General features: G+C 68.8%; 20 protein-coding genes. 5 read left to right on the top strand and 15 right to left on the bottom strand.

The genetic code is table 11. The features are described from left to right. Positions 1–7 precede the first annotated feature (7 nt). The 3 genes from ACFOSH_RS30895 to ACFOSH_RS30885 are packed head-to-tail and all read left to right on the top strand — an operon-like array spanning position 8 to position 1,955. A complete protein-coding gene (locus ACFOSH_RS30895) occupies positions 8–385 on the top strand; it encodes a GntR family transcriptional regulator (protein ID WP_378242869.1) in 378 nt (125 codons plus the stop codon). Next, the gene (locus tag ACFOSH_RS30890; protein WP_378242867.1) at positions 382–1,269 is read left to right on the top strand and encodes an ABC transporter ATP-binding protein; all 888 of its coding nucleotides are present in this window, start codon (positions 382–384) and stop codon (positions 1,267–1,269) included. The genes ACFOSH_RS30895 and ACFOSH_RS30890 overlap by 4 nt, the downstream gene beginning before the upstream one ends. Continuing rightward, on the top strand, positions 1,266–1,955 hold the full coding sequence (locus ACFOSH_RS30885) for an ABC transporter permease (RefSeq protein WP_378242865.1): 690 nt from the start codon (positions 1,266–1,268) through the stop codon (positions 1,953–1,955). The genes ACFOSH_RS30890 and ACFOSH_RS30885 overlap by 4 nt, the downstream gene beginning before the upstream one ends. Before the next feature lie 212 nt (positions 1,956–2,167). Here the strand turns inward: ACFOSH_RS30885 and ACFOSH_RS30880 are convergent, their stop codons facing one another. The 14 genes from ACFOSH_RS30880 to rsmD form a co-directional block, all read right to left on the bottom strand. Continuing rightward, positions 2,168–3,352, bottom strand: a complete 1,185-nt coding sequence (locus tag ACFOSH_RS30880; protein WP_378242863.1) for an MAB_1171c family putative transporter — start codon at positions 3,350–3,352, stop codon at positions 2,168–2,170. After that, positions 3,349–3,912, bottom strand: a complete 564-nt coding sequence (locus tag ACFOSH_RS30875; RefSeq protein ID WP_378242861.1) for a hypothetical protein — start codon at positions 3,910–3,912, stop codon at positions 3,349–3,351. The genes ACFOSH_RS30880 and ACFOSH_RS30875 overlap by 4 nt, the downstream gene beginning before the upstream one ends. Continuing rightward, a complete protein-coding gene (locus ACFOSH_RS30870; RefSeq protein WP_378242859.1) occupies positions 3,913–4,353 on the bottom strand; it encodes an XRE family transcriptional regulator in 441 nt (146 codons plus the stop codon). 68 nt (positions 4,354–4,421) lie between these two features. Continuing rightward, positions 4,422–5,282, bottom strand: coding sequence for a bifunctional DNA-formamidopyrimidine glycosylase/DNA-(apurinic or apyrimidinic site) lyase (gene mutM, locus ACFOSH_RS30865; RefSeq protein ID WP_378242857.1), 861 nt, complete (start codon positions 5,280–5,282; stop codon positions 4,422–4,424). Between the two features lie 330 nt (positions 5,283–5,612). Then, positions 5,613–6,974 (bottom strand): polysaccharide lyase 6 family protein, encoded by a 1,362-nt coding sequence (locus ACFOSH_RS30860; RefSeq protein ID WP_378242855.1) that lies wholly within the window; start codon positions 6,972–6,974, stop codon positions 5,613–5,615. Between the two features lie 111 nt (positions 6,975–7,085). Next, positions 7,086–7,832 carry a ribonuclease III gene (gene rnc, locus ACFOSH_RS30855; RefSeq protein ID WP_378242853.1) on the bottom strand — a complete coding sequence of 249 codons (747 nt, stop codon included), beginning with the start codon at positions 7,830–7,832 and terminating at the stop codon, positions 7,086–7,088. A gap of 15 nt (positions 7,833–7,847) precedes the next feature. Beyond that, complete coding sequence (rpmF, locus tag ACFOSH_RS30850; RefSeq protein ID WP_005160412.1) at positions 7,848–8,030, bottom strand: 50S ribosomal protein L32; 183 nt, start codon at positions 8,028–8,030, stop codon at positions 7,848–7,850. A gap of 72 nt (positions 8,031–8,102) precedes the next feature. Then, the gene (locus tag ACFOSH_RS30845) at positions 8,103–8,720 is read right to left on the bottom strand and encodes a YceD family protein (protein ID WP_378242851.1); all 618 of its coding nucleotides are present in this window, start codon (positions 8,718–8,720) and stop codon (positions 8,103–8,105) included. A 183-nt stretch (positions 8,721–8,903) separates the two neighbouring features. Beyond that, positions 8,904–9,629 (bottom strand): DivIVA domain-containing protein, encoded by a 726-nt coding sequence (locus ACFOSH_RS30840; RefSeq protein WP_378242849.1) that lies wholly within the window; start codon positions 9,627–9,629, stop codon positions 8,904–8,906. 127 nt (positions 9,630–9,756) lie between these two features. Then, complete coding sequence (locus tag ACFOSH_RS30835; RefSeq protein WP_378242848.1) at positions 9,757–10,560, bottom strand: hypothetical protein; 804 nt, start codon at positions 10,558–10,560, stop codon at positions 9,757–9,759. Further along, positions 10,560–11,075 carry an RNA polymerase sigma factor gene (locus tag ACFOSH_RS30830; RefSeq protein WP_378242846.1) on the bottom strand — a complete coding sequence of 172 codons (516 nt, stop codon included), beginning with the start codon at positions 11,073–11,075 and terminating at the stop codon, positions 10,560–10,562. The genes ACFOSH_RS30835 and ACFOSH_RS30830 overlap by 1 nt, the downstream gene beginning before the upstream one ends. A gap of 67 nt (positions 11,076–11,142) precedes the next feature. Next, positions 11,143–11,832 carry a ribonuclease domain-containing protein gene (locus tag ACFOSH_RS30825; protein ID WP_378242844.1) on the bottom strand — a complete coding sequence of 230 codons (690 nt, stop codon included), beginning with the start codon at positions 11,830–11,832 and terminating at the stop codon, positions 11,143–11,145. 99 nt (positions 11,833–11,931) lie between these two features. Beyond that, the gene (gene coaD / locus ACFOSH_RS30820; protein ID WP_378242842.1) at positions 11,932–12,414 is read right to left on the bottom strand and encodes a pantetheine-phosphate adenylyltransferase; all 483 of its coding nucleotides are present in this window, start codon (positions 12,412–12,414) and stop codon (positions 11,932–11,934) included. Between the two features lie 52 nt (positions 12,415–12,466). Beyond that, on the bottom strand, positions 12,467–13,039 hold the full coding sequence (gene rsmD, locus ACFOSH_RS30815; protein WP_378242840.1) for a 16S rRNA (guanine(966)-N(2))-methyltransferase RsmD: 573 nt from the start codon (positions 13,037–13,039) through the stop codon (positions 12,467–12,469). Positions 13,040–13,143: 104 nt separating this feature from the next. Between rsmD and ACFOSH_RS30810 the strand changes: the two genes are divergently transcribed. Then, complete coding sequence (locus ACFOSH_RS30810) at positions 13,144–15,258, top strand: HelD family protein (protein ID WP_378242838.1); 2,115 nt, start codon at positions 13,144–13,146, stop codon at positions 15,256–15,258. A 194-nt stretch (positions 15,259–15,452) separates the two neighbouring features. Here ACFOSH_RS30810 and ACFOSH_RS30805 read toward each other — a convergent pair whose 3' ends face one another. After that, on the bottom strand, positions 15,453–19,268 hold the full coding sequence (locus tag ACFOSH_RS30805; protein WP_449224196.1) for an nSTAND1 domain-containing NTPase: 3,816 nt from the start codon (positions 19,266–19,268) through the stop codon (positions 15,453–15,455). A 174-nt stretch (positions 19,269–19,442) separates the two neighbouring features. Between ACFOSH_RS30805 and ACFOSH_RS30800 the strand changes: the two genes are divergently transcribed. After that, positions 19,443–20,438, top strand: coding sequence for an LLM class flavin-dependent oxidoreductase (locus ACFOSH_RS30800; RefSeq protein WP_378242836.1), 996 nt, complete (start codon positions 19,443–19,445; stop codon positions 20,436–20,438). Positions 20,439–20,890 lie beyond the last annotated feature (452 nt).

Genomic DNA, 20,890 nt, shown 5'->3' with positions numbered 1-20,890 from the left:
AGGTGTCGTGCTCGACGAAGGAACGCCCCTGTTCGTGCAGATCGCCGAACAGATCGCCGACGACATCGCCGAGGGAAGCCTGGCCGAGGGGGAACGCGTGCCGTCAACCAACGAACTCGCCGCCTTCTACCGGATCAATCCGGCGACGGCGGCCAAGGGAATCAACGTGCTCGCCGACGACGGGCTGCTCGAGAAGCGGCGCGGGATCGGCATGTTCGTCGCCGGTGGCGCGCGGCAGAAGCTGCTCACCGACCGGCGGCAGCGGTTCGCCGAGCAGTACCTCGACCCGATGCTCATCGAAGCAAGGCGGCTCGGCATCGACGACGAAGCCCTGATCTCGCTCATTCGCGGGAACGGACACCGGAACGGAGGACCCGCCGCATGACGCCGACCATTTCGACCACCGGCCTGACCCGGCGCTACGGCGACCACCTCGCGCTCGGCGATGTCTCGGTCGACATCGAAGAAGGCAAGATCACCGGCCTGCTGGGCCGCAACGGCGCGGGCAAGAGCACCTTCCTGCGCATCGTGACCGCGCAGGAGTTCGCCAGCGCGGGCTCGGTCCGCGTGTTCGGGGAGAGCCCGATGGAGAACGAACGGGTGCTGCGGCGCATGGTGCTCGTCCGCGAGGACCAGCAGTTCCCGGACTTCAAGGTCCGCCACGCCCTCTCGGCGGCGTCGTGGTTCTACCCGAACTGGGACGCCGAACTCGCCGACACGCTGCTCCGCGACTTCGATCTGCCGCTGAAGCGCCCGGTCAAGAAGCTCTCGCGAGGGATGCGCTCGGCGCTTTCGATCACGATCGGGCTGGCGGCACGGGCGGAACTCACGCTGCTCGACGAGCCGTACGCGGGCCTCGACGCCGTCGCGCGGCAACTGTTCTACGACCGGTTGCTCGACGACTATTCGGCTCATCCGCGCACGGTCCTGCTCTCCACGCACCTGATCGACGAAGTGGCTGATCTGCTGGAGCACGTCGTGATGATCGACAAGGGCCGCGTCGTCCTCGACGCGCCCGCCGACGACCTGCGCGGCGTGGCCGTCACGGTCACCGGACCCGCCATCGCGGTGGACGACTTCGTCTCCGGCCGCCGGGTGTTGCACCGCCGCAAGATCGGTTCGAGGGCTTCGGTCACCGTCGCCGAGGCCATCGACGCGGCGGCGAAGGCACGGGCACAGGCCCTGCACCTGAAACTCGAACCGCTTTCCTTGCAGCAGTTGATGGTGCACACCTCCAACGGACAGACCGCAGAGGAGGCGTCCGCATGAACACCTTGATCAATGTCGCGCGCTATCACCTGGTGGATCGGCTCCAGTACCTGGTCCTCCCGGTCGGTGTCACGTTCTTCGCCTTCGGGGTGAACCTCGCGATCTTCTCGCTGATCCCCGACAAACCCGAGGACAACTACTCCGGCGGCCTGTTCACGTTGTTCGTGTTCATGCTCGTCTGCGGTGCCATGAGCATGACGAAGTCGCTGCCGTTCGGGCTGGCGCTCGGTGTGTCGAGGCGGTCGTACTACCTGGGCACGGTCCTGCTGGTCGCCGGGCTCTCCGCGCTGTACGCGGCGGGGATCACCGTGTTCCAGGCGATCGAAGAGGCGACCGGCGGCTGGGGGCTCGGTCTCAACTACTTCCGGGTGCCCTGGCTGCTCGACGGCCCCTGGTACCTGACGCTGCTCACGTCGTTCGTGTTCCTGACGCTGATGTTCCTCTACGGCATGTGGTACGGCCTGATCTACCGGCGCGCTTCGGTGCTGGGCGTGGTCCTGTTCTCCGCCGCGCAGGTCCTGGTGCTGCTGGGTTTGGGGCTGGTGCTCACCTGGACCGATTCGTGGTCGAAGCTCGGCACGTTCTTCGGCACGCTGACCGTCGGCGGCCTGACCGGGGCGCTCGCGATCCTGGTCTGCGTCGCCGGTGCCGGCGGGTTCGCCACGATGCGCCGCGTCACGGTCTGAAAGTCCTTCGCATTAAGGATTTCCGTGACAGCCGCGATCTTCGCCGTACTGGGGGTGGCGAAGGTCCTGCGTCGGCCGTCACCGGGATCTTTCAGTCGCCCGGCCGAACTCGCGTGATCAGACAGCGATCACGCGTGATTAAAGGCGGAACTCGCGTGATTGAAGGCGCGACACGCGTGTCACGTGTTCGATCACGCGAGTTCCGGCCCCAATCACGCGAGATCGGGTTTCCGGGCCCGGTCCCGGATGCGGCCGACCACTGTGGACCGTCGCCAGGCGTGGGTGACTTCCACCAGCCACGCCGCTTCGGTGGCGATGTCCGGCTCGTCGAGGTAGGTCGCCGGAACGTCGTCGGGGGCGTACCGGCGGCCCGCTTCGGAAGCGACGAGCGCGGCCGCCAAGGCCGCGGCCTCGATCGTCGCGGGGACGCGGGCTTCGGGGACCTTCGCCTTGCGGGCCTCGGCTTCCGCCGCCGTCGGGACGTCCGGATCGAAGTAGGGGCGCAGCGCGAGATGGCCGTCCCGGATCTCGATGACCCTGCGGTACAAGGCGAATTCGACACCGCCCGGCATACCGGGACCCGGGTCCAGCGCGATTCCCGGGACGGCTTCGCGCAGCGCTGTCCACAGCGGCTCGATCCGGCGGTACGTCCGGTACGTGCCGATCAGGCGGAACGGGGTGGCCAGCGCGGGCCCCCACACGCTGAGCGTCGCGCCCGCCCCGGCGAGCCCGACGCTCAGCGCCGCCAAGATCGCCGAGAGGGTGTCCTCACCGGCGTCGACCGCACCGGTGGTGGCGAGGACGTAGATGTCGTCGACGTCCCAGAAAGTCCAGGCCAGCGCGGAAACCCCGCCGCCGACGAGCAGCCACAGCCCGGTGCGAAGCGGGCCGGGATCGGCATGGTGCGCGAAGCGGGCGAAGACGATCGAGAAGGTCAGCAGGCTGATCAGGCCGTAGACGAGGAAGAGGACGTTGTACGCGACGAACCAGCCGAGCCTGCCCGGCCCCGCGGCGGTGTGCTCGCCGACGCGGTAGCTGTCGGAGAGGAAGAAGAGCGCGATCTCCGCGGCCACGACGACCCAGGACAGCATCGCGTGCCAGCCGATCCGCTTGCCCTCCCCCAGTTTCAGCGAATGCGCGAACGCGACCGCGAAGGCCATCGCACCGATCTTGAGCACGTCCGCGGCGAGGTTCAGGAGACTGCCGACGGGCTCTTCGACGCCGACGGCGTTCTCCATCGCAGGCGTGAGCAGCATGATGCCGCCCGCGATGCACATCCCGAAGGCACTGAGGAACCACATCCGCCGCAGCGGCTGGGTGTGCCGGGCCTGGATCAGCTTGTACCCGAACCCCGCGCAAGCCACCACGCAGCAGAAGTACGCGATGGTCTCGGTCACGGCCGGCGTCGCTTCCGGCTGCCGAAGAGGTTGCCGACCCTGGCCAGCCCGCCGGCGAGATCGCTCCCGCTCTCGTCGAGGTGCGCCGCGCCGCCCGCCGCCGTCCGGGAGACACGCTGCGCCAGCAGGCTGGCGAGCAGCTCGGCTTCCTGTTCCTCGACGGCGCTGTACCCCGTGCGGCCGAGGACGCGGCGGACGAGTTCGGGCGACAGGTTCGGCATGAGGGTCTTGCTGGCGGCGGCGTCGAGCGCGATCCCGTCGGCTCCCGCGTCCGACCCGACATGGCCGCACAGCAGGTGGCCGACCTCGTGCAGGAGGATATGCCGCCGGTGCAGGGCCGTGGTGTTGGTCGGGTAGAGGATGTAGTCCGCGCGCTCGGTGCTCATCAGCAGCCCGCACGGGCCACTGGAGGGGACGCTGACCTGCATCAATTCGATCGGACGAGCACGCTCGGCGGCCAGTTCGGCGATGAAGGCCGCGGCGTCGAAGGGTTCGGGAAGGGTGACACCGTCGGCGAGACGCCGGCAGCGGCGCCACAACTCTTTACGGCGGCGGTCCACTCACGCCTCCCTCTTCTGGCCGCCCCGTCCGGATTCCCTGCGGGCGATCGCGTCGATCATGTCGCTGATGGTGTCGAGTCCATCGGGTGAAAGTGTTACGGCCCGCAGCGCGACGTCGCGGACTCCGGCGTCGCGGAGGGCTCCCAGGAGCGCGAGCTCCTCGGCGATCTTCGCGCTCTGCTCGTCGTCGAAGAAGTACGCCGGCGAGACGCCGAAGAACTGGGCGAGCGCCTCGAGGTGGCGTTTCGTGGGGTTGTCACGCCGGCCGGTGCGCAACTGCCACAGATACGTCGTCGAGAAGCTCTCGCCGGTCGCCTCACGGCAGGCCTTGGCGACCTCGTCGTGGCTGTACGGCTCACGATCGGGTCTCAGCACGATCTGGAACAGCTTGTCGATCTTTTCGGCGAGCGTCGTCTTGCCGGGCTCGGTCGCGGCCACCATCCCACTCCCTACATGTCGTGCCCGTTCATGCTAGTTGACTACAAGCCCTCATTCATACACGTCAGTTTTCACCTCGCACGCGGACGCGGCTGGCATCGCGGGCAGGAAAACGACGAACGGTTCATGAAGGGGTCGCGCCGGATGGCCGTCCCACACCGGCCGCAAGGCAGTCCTTCCTGGCCGTAGGCGTCGAGCGACCGGTCGAAGTATCCGGACTCGCCGTTGATATTCACGTAAAGCGCGTCGAACGACGTCCCGCCCGCGACGAGCGCGGCGGCCATCACCTCGGTGGCGGCGGTGAGCACGGTGCGACCGTGGGCCGCGGTGAGCCTGTCGGTCGGGCGGGCCCAATGGAGCTTGGACCGCCAAAGGGCTTCGTCGGCGTAGATGTTGCCGATACCGGAGACGAGGGTCTGGTCGAGCAGGGCGCGTTTGAGCTCGGTCCGCCTCGACCGCAGCGCGCGGACGGCCTGGTCGAGGTCGAAGCGCGGGTCCATCGGGTCGCGGGCGATATGCGCGATGGTGCTCGGCAACGCCGTCCCGTCGACTTCGGTGAGTTCCGCGAGCGCGAGACCGCCGAAGGTCCGCTGGTCGACGAAGCGCAACTCCGGACCGTTGTCGGCGAAGCGGAACCGCACGCGAAGGTGCTTCTCGTCAGGCGTGTCTCCGGGCTGGACGAGCATCTGGCCGCTCATGCCGAGGTGCGCGAGCATGGCCTGGCCGTCGGAGAGCTCCAGCCACAGGTACTTGCCGCGACGGCGGGCGGCGGTGATCTTGGTGCCGGAAAGCCGTCCGCCGAAGTCTTCGGCGCCGAGTTCGTGGCGGCGGATCGCGCGGGCGTGCAGGACTTCGACGTCGGTGATCGTCCGGCCGGAGACGTGTGCCTCGAGCCCGGCACGGACCACCTCGACCTCGGGGAGTTCGGGCATGCCGTCGATTCTCCCACTGGCCGCGGACTCCCTCGTGAGTGGTAAGTGTCGTTAGAACGGCACTTACCACTCACGACCACGGTGAGGGGCGCGGTCTGCGAGCAGGCCTTGGTCGTGAGTCTCGCCAGACCGGACCGGTATTGCCTACCTGTCGCTGACCCGCACGAGACTGACGATCCCAGCGGATGCCCGATCGACGGTGAAGGAATCAGGACACTCGACGTCCCAGTTCCTTCACCGTCACGAGTGACACGACCTGGGGCAGGCGGGTAAGCAATACCGGTCCGCTAGAGCCCGAACCGCCACTCACGAGGGGTTCGGGGGCGGGGTTCAGGGGGCGAGGGGCCCGACGTCCGCCTTGGTCAACGCCTTCCGCGTCCCACCGGGCAGCAGCTCGTCGGCCCCGACGTCGAACTTCCCGGACCGCGTCTGCAGGTCGAAGTCGGTCCCCGCGTAGGGATAGGACCCGACACCGGCGTCGACAGCCGGGCTTCCCGCGGACAGCCGGTACAGACCGTCCTGCTGCACCAGCTTGGGATCGACGGCCTTGTATCCGCCGGAAGGCATCCCCGCCGCCCCGCCCCAGGCGATGTTCCCCTCGTACTTCACGTCCGAACCGCCCGGCATGCTCACGAGCGTTCCCGTCCCCCGCAGGATGTTGTTCGCCAGCACGCAGTCCTTGGGCTTGAAGTCACCGCCGTCGCCGTGGATGCCGTCGGTGGTCCCGACCACGGTGTTGTACGCGACCACGACCCTGTCCGGCCGGTCGTGGAGTTTGCTGTCCGGCCCGCTGTCGGCCTCGTTGCCCGAACCGAAGACGATCCCGCGGTTCGCCGTGGTGTGCACGTAGTTGCCGACGATCTTGTGATCGTTGCCGTGGAAGCGGATCCCGGACTTCCCCAGCAGGATGTTCCCCTCCACCACACTGCGGTCCCCGTGGCGCAGCACGATGAAACCGCGGCTGTCGCGGATCGTGTTGTAGCGGATGACGTTGTCCGAAGACTTCACGGAGATCGCCTCGGAATCGCCGTCGGCCTTCTCGAACAGGTTGTCCTCGACGACGCCGCCCGCCTTGTACTTCTGGCGGCTGCTCAGCCCGAACCGGATCGACTCGCCACCGTTCGAACCGGTGAACCGGTGGTTGGAGAAGTAGTTGTGGTGCACGCGCACCCGCTTCGCCATGTCGTTCGACGGCCCGAGCACCTGCAGGAAAACGCCCTGGCTCGTGCGGTTCTGCAGCACGTTGTGGTCGAACTCGGTGTCGTCACCGCTGAGCGTGACCCAGTTGCCGCCGCTGGTGAGCTGGACGTCGAGCCGGGTCAGCCGGTTGTGTGTACTGCCCGCGGGCACGCTCAGGGCACCACCGTGCCGGAGCTTGAATCCGCGCAGCACGACGTTCGACGCGCTCGAAGAGAACGAGAACCCCGCGGAGCCCTTGATCTCGGCCTTGCCGACGTGTTCCGCGGTGATGGTGATCGGCGCGTTCGCCGATCCCGACCGGTTGACCGAGATGGCGGAGCCCGCCGAGTAACTTCCGTCGGCCAGTCTGATCTCGTCGCCGGGAACGGCCTTGTCGATCGCGGACCGCAACGCACCGAGCGAAGTCACCCGGACGACTTGGGCGGCCGAAGCCGTGGCGGGGGCGGCCGCCAAAGCCAAAGCCGTCGCGGTGACAAGACAGAAAGCACGCATCCGCCGACCTCTCGACAGGCGACCTGAACGGTCGCGTCAGTGGCGGCGGACTGCGTTGATGTTACTGATTCACCGACTGAAGCGTCAACGAACCGTCCCGCTGAAGAGGACTCAGGTCGTCTTCGGCGGCTGCTCGATGTCGAGCTCGGCCGAAAGCTGGCGCCAGGCCGTCTCGGCGGCCTTCTGCTCGGCTTCCTTCTTGGTCGTCCCCGAGCCGTAACCGAGTTCACGCCCGCCGACGAGGACGGTGGCGCTGAACTCCTTGCGGTGATCGGGACCGGTGTCCTCGACCTTGTACTCGGGTACGCCGAGCCCTGCCGACGCGGTCAGCTCCTGGAGACTGGTCTTCCAGTCCAGGCCGGCACCGCGCAGCGGCGCTTCGGCGAGCAGGCCGTCGAACAGGTGGTGCACCAGCTGGCGCGCGAGTTCGATGCCGTGCTGCTGGTACGCGGCGCCGATGACGGCTTCGAGCCCGTCGGCGAGGATGCTCGCCTTGTCCCGGCCGCCGGTGAGCTCTTCGCCCTTGCCCAGCAACAGGTGCTTGCCCAGGCCGCCTTCGCCGAGGCCGCGCGCGACCCGCGCCAGTGCGTGCATGTTGACCACGCTGGCACGGAGCTTCGCGAGCTGACCTTCGGCCAGGTCGGGATGGGTGTTGTAGAGATGGTCGGTGACGACCAGACCCAGCACCGCGTCCCCGAGGAATTCCAGGCGCTCGTTCGGCGGCAACCCACCGTTCTCATATGCATAAGAACGGTGGGTCAGCGACAGCGTCAGCAGCCCGGGTTCGATGGTGATCCCGAGCGCTTCGAGCAGTGGTGCGGGGTCAGCGGGCGGTCCACCGGCCGATTTGCCCCCCATGTCGTCAGCTGCCGATCAGGCGGGCTCGACGACCTGGCGACCGTTGTGCTGGCCGCAGGCCGGGCACGCGATGTGCTGGAGCTTCGGCTGCTTGCAGGCGCGGTTGGAGCAGGGCACCAGCTGAACCGGAGCCGCCTTCCACTGGCTGCGGCGCGCGCGGGTGTTGGATCGCGACATCTTCCGCTTCGGGACGGCCACGAGTAGATCTCCTTCAGACGGTCTGCCCGCGGTCGCGAGCGAACTTGCTTCTCCGGAACGAGCTGGTGCTCGTCAGGCTTGCTTTCCGGGGCCATCAGCCTGGTCATCGGTCGTTTCGTCGCCGAAACGCTCCACCAGTGTGGCCCACCGAGGGTCTATCTTCTCATGCCCGTGCCCGGGCTCGAGATCGGCCCACTTGACACCGCATTCGATGCACAGACCCTGGCAGTCCTCGGTGCACAGCGGGGCCAGCGGCAACGCCAGCACCACCGCGTCGCGGACTGTCGGCTCGAGGTCGATCCGGTCGTCCACCAGCCGGGGGATCTCGTCCTCGTCGGTGGTCTCCTCGGTCGCGGAACCCGGGTACGCGAACAGCTCGGTCAGGTCGACCTCGACGTCCTCGGTGATCGGGTCGAGGCACCGCGAGCAGTGCCCCGTCGCGACGGCGGACGCCGTACCGCTGACGTACACACCCTCGACGACGGACTCGAGTGTCAGGTCGAGTCCGAGGTTGGAGCCGGCGTCGATGGTGATGACGTCGGGCACCCCGAGCGCGGTCTCGACGGGCACGGTGCGTTGGACGGCCTTGCTCAGGCCGGCGTGACGGCCGAGTTCGCGGGTGTCGAGCACCCACGGGCTCCGGTCGTGCAGTTGCGCAGGCCTGGCCTGCGGCGACTTGTTCTCAGACATCGGTGACCAGGGTACGCAGTGCCCGCCACTGGTTTACGCCTGGTAGGCCAGTCGACCCGGATAAGGGGTCGCGAGAGAGATCGGCGTGCCTGCGGAGCCCTCGGCGAGCGCTATGAAAGGTCCTTTCCTTGCCAAATTTGCCAGGAAAGGACCTTTCATAGCGTCCGTGAGAGGGCCCCGAGGTCAGGACTGGTAGTCGTAGAGCGACGTGCGGCTGTTGCCCGGCAGGTTGACCGGGGACCGCAGGTGGTTGCGCCCGGAGTCGACCGTCCGCAGCGTGGTCGCCAGCAGTTCGGAGAACTCGGCGAGCTTGCCGTCGACGTAGGCGTCGCAGTCACCGCGCTGCTTGTCGGCCTCGACGTGCGCCTCGTCGACGATGCGCGCCGCTTCGCCGTGCGCGGCCTGGACGACCTCGGTCTGCGCGACGAGCCGGGCCTGTTCGGCGCGCCCGTCCTCGATGGCGCGCTCGTAGGCGTCGCGGCCGGCCTGGATCATCCGCTCCGACTCGGCACGGGACCGGTCGGTGAGGCTCTGGAACTCGGCCTGTCCGGCGGCGACCATGCGCTCGGCCTCGCCGTGCGCGTCGCCCATCATCTGCTCGGCGCGGGCGCGGGCGTCGGCGAGGATGCGCTCGGCCTCGGCCTGCGCGTCGGAGACCGTGCGGTCGGCCTCGGTGTTCGCCGTGGTGATCGTCTCCGCCGCCTCGGTGCGGGCGGTCTGGATCAGCTGATCACGTTTGTCGAGGACGTCCTGCGCGTCGTCCACTTCACCCGGAAGGGCGTCGCGGATGTCGTCGAGCAGTTCGAGCGCCTCCCCGCGCGGGACTACGCAACTGGAGGTCATCGGCACGCCGCGGGCTTCCTCCACGATGGTGACGAGCTCGTCGAGCGCCTCGAAAACCCGGTACACGGCCACTCCCTACCTACAGCGATCCCCACATTCCCTGAGCTCAGTTTGCCCGCACCGGCGCTGTAAGCGGTGAAAGCGCGCGGTACCGGGCGTGTCCCGCCCGGTACCGCCCGCCACCGCCCGCTCCTTACCGGAGAGTGAGCTCCGGATCCGTGACCAGCTTGATCAACTGGTCGTCGGCCGGACGCGAGCCCCCGTCGCCCCCGCCGGCGGACACGGCGACCGACGTGCCGTCGGCCCGGTACGCGGTAGCGTGGCGACTCGGCTCGACGTCGCCGGGAGGCAGTGACGGGACGATGCCGGTGACGACGACGGTGCTCCCGTCCGCTTGGGGCAGCTTCACGCAGTCCACCGGTTCCCCGCCGGTCACCCCGCCGATGTCCGCGCCGAAGTCGCCCCGGGTCTTGCGGCCCGGCTCACAGCTGTCCTCGAGCGAGAACCCTCGCTTGGCGGACTCTGTCCCGAGAAGCGTGACGACCAGCGAACGGTCGGCGCCGGAGACGTCCCGGTAGCCGATCATGAAGATGAGGACGTCCCACGTCCGCAACTGATGGACGGAGTGGATCCGGATGTCCTTCACGCCGGTGAGCACGCCGGGCAACGCGGTCGACAGATGCCCGGTGAGCTTCGCCTTCTGCGCCGTCAGGTCCACGGTCTCCGAAACCGGTGGCGGCGCGCTGCTCGGCGACGGCACGGACAGGACCGGTGGCCGCGGCGGCGGCCCGGCGGGGGCGACGGCCGGGCCCTCCCCCGGCGCCACGAACACCGCCGCCGTCGCCGCGATCACCGCCAGCGTCGCGGCCCCCGTCGCGAAGACCGCCCGTCGGCTTCGCACCTTCTTCGCCGCCGTGCCGGCGACCTCGTCCGGGTCGAAGCCGAGCGGGGGCTCGGCCAGTGTGATCCCGCGCAGCCTGTTTTCGAGTTCGTCCATCACGCGCTCCTCCCGGAGACAGCCTCGTCGTGCTGTCTCTGCAGGGCCGCGCGGAGGACGTCGAGCCCCCGCGCGGCCTGGCTCCTGACCGTCCCTTCCGAACAGCGCAGCGCGACGGCGACCTCCGCGACCGGGAGATCGGCGCAATAGCGCAGCACGACGGCGGCGCGCTGTTTCGGCGGAACTTCGGCGAGGGCTCGAAGCAGTGAATCCGAGATCCCGGCATCAGCCGGGGCTGTGGGCTCTTCGGGGACGACGCCGTCGCGGTTCTCTTTCCGCCGCCATGGTCGTCGCCGCTCATCGAGCCAGCAGCGCATCAGGATCTGCCTCGTGTAGTTGTCGACGGGGCCTTTCCGGCGGACCTTCGGCCAGACCCGGTAAAGGCGTATCAGCGCGGTTTGGACCAGATCCTCCGCGAGATGCCAGTCGCCGCAGAGCAGGTACGCCGTCCGCCGGAGCGGCAGCGCCTTGTCTCTGGCGAACTCCCTGAAGCTCGCATCGTCCCCAGACCGCATCGTGCCTCCTCATCCGTGTTCCGGTGTATCTCACGGATGAGGAGGCACGAAACGTTGCATGGGTGGTTCAGCCGGCGAGATTCACCGACTTGAAGGTCGCGTAGCGGTCCGGCGTGTAGATGATCTCGCCGCCCTTGCCGGAGATCACGCGATCGCTCGTGCCCACCGGGAACAGCTGGTAGTAGCCGGCGGCGCACGACGGCAGCACACCTTCGCGGTTCTCGTAGACCGTGCCGGTCGCGCCGCCGCGCGCGGAGTCCACCACGGACTTCGCCGCGGAGGACAGCGTCGAGTAGCCGACCTTCGTCAGCTTCGAGGTGTCACCGCAGGACGGCGAGGGTGTGCCCTTGACGTCGACCACGGAGAAGGTCTTGTAGTGGTCGCCGGTGTAGAAGTACTCCCCGCCGGTCCCGGTGACGATGCGGCGCGTGCCGCGGTTCGACGAACCCGGGGTCGGGACGGTGTACTCGTGGTAGTAGCCCGAAGCGCACTTCGGGAGGATGTTCTCCCGGTTCGAGAAGACCGTTCCGTCGTTGTCCGGGTACGGGTACGGCCCACCCTTCTGGATGAGGTTGTACGTCGTCGTCGCCTCGGCGGGCAGCGACGAGAGCGATGTGTGCTTGAAGCCGGTGAGATCCCCACAAGGGTTCTGCTGAATGGAGACGGGCGTGGCGGCCTGCGCCGCACCGACCCCGCCGAAGAACGTGACAAGCAGAACGAGCAGCGCGGCGGCGGCCCGCGATCGTTTGTTGGTCATTTTCGGACCGTAACCCGATCGCGTGTTCGCCAGAAGGCGTCGAGATGAACTCTCCACCGCCGCTCACCGCTGACCGACCAACGGCCTCGGCCGTTCGGGTCAACCTCGTTCGGAGTACTTCTCCGAGAGGCGTTTGAACACTATCGGCGGTACCAGGTGCTCGATGTCGCCACCGAGCGCGGAGATCTCCTTGACCAGCGAGCTCGACACGAAACCGTACGCCGGGTTGTTCGCCATCAGCAGCGTTTCGAGCCCGGTCAGCTCACGGTTCATCTGGGCCATCTGGAGCTCGTAGTCGAAGTCGCTGACCGACCGCAGGCCCTTCGCGACCGCGATGATGTCGTTCTCGCGGCAGTAGTCGACCAGGAGGCCCTGCCAGGAGTCGACGCGCACGTTCGGCAGCTTCGCGGTGATCTCGCGGAGGATGTCCATCCGCTCCTCGGTGGTGAACAGGCCCTTCTTGCTCTTGTTCACCCCCACCGCGACGACGACCTCGTCGAACAGCCTCGCCGCCCGCTCGATGATGTCGAGATGTCCATTGGTGGCCGGGTCGTAGGACCCGGGACAGACCGCACGCCGCATGGCGCGGACGCTATCAAGGAGACGAGTCCCCTGCGCGTTCATCCGTGCGGCGTCACACCTGATATTCGGCCCAGTAGAGCGCGGTGTCGCCGTAGCGCTTCGTCCGCATCGGCTCGAAGCCCGGCGGCCAGTCCGGCTCGCCGTCCCGCGCGGCCCGTTCGATCACCACCAGTGCCCCGTCCTCGACCCACCGGCCCGCCGCGAGCGCGGCCATGACCTCCTCCAGTCGGGTGGAGTCCACGGCGTACGGCGGATCCGCGAGGACGATGTCGAACGTTTCGGGCGCCGGAACGGCGACGACCGACTCGACGGCCCCTGCCCGGACGGTGCCCCCGAGCCCCAGCGCGGCGACGTTCCCCTTGAGCACTTCGACCGCGCGCCTGTCCGACTCGACGAACAGCGCGCCCGACGCACCGCGGGACAACGCCTCCAGCCCGAGCGCGCCCGAACCGGCGTAGAGGTCGAGGACCTTGCTCCCCTGCAGCTCACCGGCGACCTCGAGCGCGTTGAACAGCGCCTCGCGCACGCGCTCCGACGTGGGCCTGGTGCCCTTCGGAGGGACCTTCAACCGCCTGCCGCCCGCGGTCCCAGCCACGATCCTGGTCATTGGAGCATCGTGCCTCAACGGCTTCCGCCGTGACGTTGGACGGGACTTGGTGAAGGCGCCGCCCAGCTCGCGTAGAGTCGTCCTTCGCCCTCGGAGGCGATAGAAGCGTTTAGGAGCGTTGCGTGTCCGAACCTCGGGTCAGACGGGCCGAGATCGCCATCGAGCAAGCCCATGTGGACACCGTCTACACCCGGCTCGCCGAATTGCGAGCCCAGGCAGAGGCCATGCGTACCAAGGGCTATGAGATCGGCCATGGAGCCGGGCGGGAAGCGATCTTCGAGCAGGCGTCGATGCTGTTCGAACGGGACATGATGGTGTACCACGCCAATCAGACCCTCCAGACTCTCGACGCGGAGTACGAGGGGCTGGTGTTCGGCAGGCTCGACCACCTCGACAACGACCACATCTACGTCGGCCGTCTCGGTATCCGCGACGCGGAGTTCGACAACCTCGTCACCGACTGGCGAGCGCCCGCGGCCGCGGCGTTCTACCAGGCGACGGCCGAGGAGCCGATGGACGTCGTCCGGCGCCGGGTGATCCGGTGTTCCGGGCAGAACGTGCTCGACGTCGACGACGACGTGCTGATCGCCGACGCGGTCCCCGAGTCCATGCAGATCGTCGGCGAAGGCGCGCTGATGGCCGCGCTCGGGCGGTCGCGGGGCGAGAAGATGCGGGACATCGTCGCGACCATCCAGAAGGAACAGGACGAGGTCATCCGGGCGCCGTGGCGCGGTGTCACGGAGATCACCGGCGGTCCCGGCACCGGCAAGACCGCGGTCGCGCTGCACCGCGCGGCGTACCTGCTCTACCGCTACCGCCGCCAGCTCGGCGGCGCCGGCGTGCTGGTGATCGGTCCGTCCGGGGTGTTCACCAGCTACATCTCGCGGGTGCTGCCGTCGATGGGTGAGACGAACGTCGAACTGCGCGCGCTCGGCGAGGTCCTCGACGGCCTCGAAGCGACCAGGCAGGACCCGGCGCCGCTCGCGGCGATCAAGGGATCGCTGCGGATGCGCAAGATCCTGCTGCGCGCGCTGCGGGACACGCCGGCGGAGGCGCCCGAGGACATGAAGATCGTCTACCGCGGCGAGGTACTGCGGTTGAACGCGCGTGAACTCGACAAGGTGCGCCGCAAGGTCCATACCGCGGGCGGGCCGCCGAACCGGTCGCGGATCCGCGCCGCCGAACTGCTGCTCGACGCGCTCGCCGCGAAGGCCGACCAGCACGCGAAGGACGACGGCCGCCAGCTCGACAAGGCCGAGCTGATCTCCGAGCTCGGCGAGCGGATCGAGTTCCACCGGTTCCTGGTGGTGTGGTGGCCGATCCTGTACCCGGCGCAGATCCTGCGGTGGCTGGGCACCGAGAAGCGGCTCGCGAGCGCGGCGAAAGGCCTGCTCAACCGCAACGAGATCAGCATGCTCGCCGCCGACCTGGCCGATCGCTCCCGCGGCTGGACCATCGCGGACATCGCGCTCCTCGACGAGCTGCGCGTCCTGATCGGGCAGCCGCCCAAGAGCCGCCGGGCCCGCCAGCACATCGAGGTCAACCCCGACCGCGGCGGCGCCCCGACCCGGCCCGAGCACTACGACGAGTACTCGCACGTGGTCATCGACGAGTCGCAGGATCTCTCGCCGATGCAGTGGCGGATGGTCGGACGGCGCGGCAAGTACGCGAGCTGGACCGTGGTCGGCGACCCGGTGCAGAGTTCCTGGCCGGATCCGGCCGAGGCCGCGATGGCGCGGGACCAGGCCTTCGGGCTCAAGACGACGCGGCGCCGGTTCACCCTGCGCACCAACTACCGGAACTCGGCGGAGATCTTCGACCTGGCCGCGAAGGTCGTCGCCGGGCACGCCGAGGCCGACGAGCTCCCGCGCGCGGTGCGGCAGACCGGCATCACGCCGGAGGTGCGGCCGGTCGAGGCCGCCGGGCTGGAAGCGGCGACGCAGGCCGCGGTGAAGGAACTGATGGGGTCCGTCGAAGGCACCGTCGGGGTGATCACCGCCATGGACCGGGTGCCCGAGGTCGAGGGCTGGCTCGACGGGTTCTCGGACGAGCGGCTCAAGGTCGTCGGCAGCCTCGACTCCAAGGGCCTCGAGTACGACGCCGTCGTCCTGGTGGAGCCCAACGACCTCATCACGGAGTCGACCACCGGACGCCGGGTGCTGTACGTGGCGCTGACCCGCGCGACCCAGCAGCTGACCGTCCTGGCTTCGAACCCGGACTGGATCCCCGCCGCCTGATCTCTCGCGCGAAAAAAGCTGAAGGGCTCCTTCAGGGCACTGGTGAATGTCCTGAAGGAGCCCTTCAGACCCCCGGTGAGTGAAACGTCTTGGGGACGTATCGCACGTCCAGGGGTATTTCTAGCGCCTATTCGTTGTTCGGTGTCACGGCGGTTTCACCGAACAACAACGCCGAACAACGAAATCGGCGGTGGTCACGGGCACGGAGGCCGGTAATCGAGCCCCGGCAGGTGTTGTTCCCACTCCGCCGCCGTGATCCGCGGGTACACGGTCGCGCAGACGCGTTCGGCGGCGCGTTCGGCGCTCGTCTCCCACAACCGCACGCTGCCGTCCGCCACCGAGCCCGCGAGCGTGTGCCCGTCGGGGGCGAACGCCACCGCGTTGACCCTGTCGACATCCTCGGCCAGGGTCGCCGACTCGCGGACCGAGCCGGGATCGGCGACATCCCATAGTCGCACGGTCCGGTCGTAGCTGCCGGTCGCGAAGGTCTTCCCGTCGCCGCTGAACGCCACCGAGATGACGATGTCGGTGTGCCCGGTCGCCAGCGCGGTCTCCCGGGGGGCGGCCGGATCCGACACGTCCCAGATCCGCGCGGTGCGGTCGGCGCCGCCGGTGGCGGCGAGTTTGCCGTCCGGGCTGAACGCGACGGAGAACACGGTGTCGGTGTGGCCCTTCAGCACCGAAAGCTGCTTCGGCGTCTTCGCCATCGAGACGTCCCACAGCCGCGCGGTGTGGTCCCAGCCCCCGGTCAGGAGGGTGCGGCCGTCCGGGGCGAACGCGAGCGAATGGACGTCGTCCTCGTGCCCGGTCAGGGTCGCGAGTTCGACGGGTTTCCGCGGGTCCGCCACGTCCCACAGCTTCACCGTGTGACCGGTGCCCGCGGTCGCGAGGGTCCGGCCGTCCGGACTGAACGCGACCGCGTCGATCTCCTCCGGGGGACGGCTGAAGACGCCGAGGTCCACCGGCTTGCCCGGATCGGTGACGTCGATCAGCCGCATCGTGTGGTCCCAGGACCCGGCGGCGAGCGTCCGGCCGTCCGGGCTGAACGCGAGACCGCAGACGCCGTTGCCGAAGCCGGTGATCCTGCCCAGTTCACGCGGGTTCCGCGGATCGCGGGCGTCGTTCAGGCGCACCACGCCGTCCTGGCTCCCGGTGGCCAGCAGTTTCCCGTCGGAGCTGAACACCGCCCGGCAGGCCGACCTGGCGGCGCCGCTGATCACGGGCCCCGGCACCTCCCACAGCCGCACCGTCTGGTCGTCGCTCGCGGTCACCAGCGTGCGGCCGTCGGGAGAGAACACCGCCCAGACCACGGCCGCGGTATGCCCGGTGAGCGGCAGTTTCTCGCGCGGCTTCTTCGGCTCGGTGATGTCCCACAGCCGCGCGTTGCGGTCGAAACCGGTCGTGGCCAGCGTCGTCCCGTCAGGGCTGAACGCCACAGACCGCACGATGGTCTTGTGCGCCGGCATCGTCGCCAGCGGAGCGGGCGCCATCGGGTCGGCGATGTCCCACAGGCGCGCCGTCTGGTCGATGCTCGCGGTGGCGAGCGTCTTCCCGTCCGGGCTGAACGCGGCGGCGTGGACCCCTGCGGTGTGCCCCGCCACCACGCCGAGCGGCCTGGCCTTGAGCGGTTCGGCGACGTCCCACAGCCGCGCGGTCTTGTCCGCGCCCGCCGAAGCGAGTGTCCGGCCATCGGGAGCGTAGGCGAGACCGTTGACGTTGCCGGTGTGCCCGGTGAGGGTGGCCACGAGCGTCGGTTTCGCGAGATCGCGGACGTCGAACAGGCGGATCGTGCCATCGCCGTCCGAAGTGGCGAGCACCGGCGCCTTCGGGCTGAACGCGACCGCGTTGACCCGGCTCGGATGCTCCCCGACCACCACCCCCGGACCGGGTTTCGCGGGATCGGCGACGTTCCACAGCCGCGCCGTCTTGTCCCAGCCCGCCGTCGCGACCGCGCCGCCGTCGGCGCTGAACGCCACCGAGTTGACGTTCTCGGTGTGCCCGGACAGCGTGGCCAGTTCGGTCGGGCGGTAGGGATCCTTGACGTCCCACAGCTTCGCCGTCTGGTCCCAGCTGCCGGTCACCATCACCCGGCCGTCGCCGCGCAGGGCGGCCGAGTTGACCCGGTTGGCGTGCCCGGCGACACGGGTCGAATACGGCGACGCGACCATCCCGAGCACGCTGCTCCGGGTCTGCGTGCCCGGATCGACCCGGTACGCCGCCAGCGCGAGCTGCGCGGCCAGTCCCGGATTCGTCGCCCGCATCGCGACGGCCTGCCCGGCGACCTTCTGCGCGAGCGCGCTGTTGCGCTGGCCTGTCGCGGTCTGTTCGGCACGGACGGCGTACACCATCGCGGCCGTCGCCAGCACCAGCAGCACGGCCAGGAGCGCGACCAGCTGGCGCAGCCGCCGGGTGCGGCGGCGTGCGACGGCCTGCTCGTGGTTCTCGATGGCCACGCTCGCGTCGAGGAAGCGGCGTTCGCGCTGGGAGAGCGCGCTGTCGTGCTCGCCTGCCCACTCCACGGCGATGGACAGCCGCGCGCCGCGGTAGAGCCAGCCGTCGTCACGGCCGACCGATTCCCACGCCTCGGTGGCCTCGGTGAGCTGGCGGTGCACGCGCAGGCCTTCACGGTCTTCGGCGAGCCATTCACGCAGGCGCGGCCAGCCGCGGATCAGCGCCTCGTGCGCGATCTCGATGCCGTTGTCGTCGAGGGTGACCAGCCGCGACGACGCCAGCCTGTCCAGCACGACGGCGACGTCGGGATCGTCGGCGTCCACCTCGTCGCGCCTGATGCGGCGTTTGGTGTCCTCGGTGCCTTCGCCGAGCGCGGTCATCCGCAGGAAGATCTGGTTCGCCAGCCGCTGCTGATGGTCGCTCAGCGCGGTGAAGGTGTGCTCGGAGGATTGCGCGACCGAGCGCTCGATCCCGCCGGTGGACTCGTAGCCGGTGAGGGTGAGGGTGTTGCCGTGGCGGCGGCGCCAGGTCTCCAGCAGCGCGTGCGAAAGCAGCGGCAGCACGCCGGGCTGCCCTGTCGCGTCCGCGACCAGCCGCGAGACCAGCGCGTTCTCGACGCGGTACCCGGCGTCGATCGCCGGCCGCGAGATCGCCTGCCGCAGCTCCTCCGTGCTCATCGGGCCGACGAGGATCTGCGCGTCCTGCATGGCCTCGACCAGCTCGGGATGCCGCGCGCAGTGCGTGTAGAAGTCGGTGCGGATGCCGAGGACGACCCTGGTCCGGCTCTCCGGCTCCGCCGTCGCGGTGACCAGCGCGGAGAGGAAGGCCGCGCGCTCCTCGACGTCCTGGCAAAGCGTGAAGACCTCTTCGAACTGGTCGACGACCAGCACGACGTCACCCTCGCGGTCGGCGACCAGCTGGCGCGCGGCGAGACCGAGGTTGCGCGGATGCTCGGTGAACTCGGCGAGCAGCCCGCCGGGCGCGAGCCCGAGCGCGGCGCCGAACTGGACGGCGCATTCCTGCAGCGGCCGCGAACCGGGGGTCATCAGCAGGGTCACGGACTTCTCGGCCGCCACCGGGAGCAGACCCGCCCGGAGCAAAGACGACTTACCGGAACCGGAAGCTCCCAGAACCGCGAGAAATCTTTGCCCCGAAAGCCGGGTAACGAGTTTCTCGACAAGTCGTTCGCGACCGAAGAATCGGCTCGCGTCATCCGCCCCGAATGCGGTGAGCCCGATATAAGGGGCCGATTCCCCATTCAGCGGGGCAACCGGTGAATCGCCGACTCCGGTGCGCGTCCGCTCGGTCACGTCATGCCATCGGGCCTCCCACTCCGCCTCGGGCCCTTCGCAGGCCCGGACGTAGGCCAACGTGACCGCCAAGCTGGGCATCTTCTTCCCACCGGCGGCCTCGGAGAGGGTGCCCGCCGAGTAATGGGCACGCCTGCCCAGCTCGCGGTACGTCGGGTTTCCGGCCTTCTCGCGCAATCGCCGGAGATCGGCGGCGAACTCGAGCAACGGATCGTCCCCGGGGTCCAAAGGTCGCTCCGGACGCGGCACCCTCAATCCTTTCTTTTCAGTGGTTTTCCCACGGTCACATTCGGGGGCAACCGTACCGTGAAAACAGCGGAAGCCTGCCCGATACCCGGTACATCACGTCGGTTAATTTCGATCGATCGACAGGTGCTGGATGTCACGGGAAGGGATCGAGGGCGGGCGGCGTTGTACCGGTACGTGACCTCTTTGCCTGACATCCCGCTGTCCGTGCTCGACCTCTCGCCCGTCGTGGCCGGGGGCGGCGTCGGCGACTCGCTGCGCAACACCCTCGACCTCGCCCGCCGGACCGAAGCACTCGGCTACCACCGGTACTGGCTCGCCGAGCACCACAACATGCCCGGTATCGCGAGTTCCGCGACCGCCGTGATGATCGGCCAGGTCGCCGCGGCCACCGAACGGATCCGGGTCGGCTCCGGCGGGGTCATGCTGCCGAATCACGCTCCGCTGGTGGTGGCCGAGCAGTTCGGCACCCTGGAGGCGTTCCACCCCGGCCGGATCGACCTCGGCATCGGACGGGCCCCGGGTACCGACCAGCGGACCGCGCTGGCGCTGCGCGGCCCCGGCGGGCTCACCGCGGAGAACTTCCCGCAGCAGTTCGCGGAACTGCTGGCCTACTTCGAGCACTCCGACCAGCGCGCTGTCAACGCCGTGACCGCCGAGGGCAACAAGCCGCCGGTGTGGCTGCTCGGGTCGAGCGGCTTCAGCGCGCGGATGGCGGGCGAACTGGGCCTGCCGTTCTCGTTCGCGCACCACTTCAGCGCCGAGAACACACTGCCCGCCGTGGCGCTCTACCGCGACGCGTTCAAACCGTCCGACGTCCTGACCGAGCCGTACGTGATGCTCGGCGTCTCCGTGGTGGCCGCCGAGACCGACGAGCGGGCCCGGTACCTGGCCGCGCCCAGCGGACTGACGTTCCTCAGCCTGCGCAAGGGGCGGCCCATCCCCCTGCCGACGCCGGAAGACGCCGCGGCCTACCCGTACACCGACATCGAGCGCGTGTTCATCGAGGACCGGGCTTCGAGCAGCATCATCGGTTCGCCCGAGACGGTCCACAAGGGACTCGAGACGCTGCTGGCCGACACGGGCGCGGACGAGCTGATGATCACGACCATGGTGCACGACCAGGCGGACCGGGTTCGCTCCTATGAGCTGGTGTCCGACCTGGCTCGCTGACGCCGCCGGTATTTGCGCGTGAAGGCCCCCCTTCCCTCGGCTGAGCCGAGGGAAGGGGGCCTTCACGCGCTTGGCGCCAGGTGCGGGCCGCGCTATGAAAGGTCCTTTCCTTGCCAAATTTGCAAGGAAAGGACCTTTCATAGCGTTCGAAGACGGGCAGGGAGGACGTGGCGACCGACGGGCGACGACAGGTAGCCCTCCTCTCGGGGGTCGTGAGCGGCGATTCGTGTTCTAACCCCACTTGCCACTCACGACCCCAGTGACCATGTCGCGAAAGCCACTTTCGGGACATCTATTGAGATGTAAGGCGAACGTGTCGGGCTGGTGAAGGGGACTTTCGCCGCATCGCAGAGGCTGTTGCGTTTTGGGGCGACCTGCTGGTGATGATTTTGGTGTGGGCTGGTGATGCTGGGAGAATCCTGGTGTGGCTATGGGTTTTCGTCCGGTGGATC

This window comes from Amycolatopsis speibonae, from assembly GCF_042647925.1.
In the GTDB taxonomy this organism is placed as follows: domain Bacteria; phylum Actinomycetota; class Actinomycetes; order Mycobacteriales; family Pseudonocardiaceae; genus Amycolatopsis; species Amycolatopsis speibonae.
This window is presented reverse-complemented; position numbering and strand designations above follow the sequence as displayed.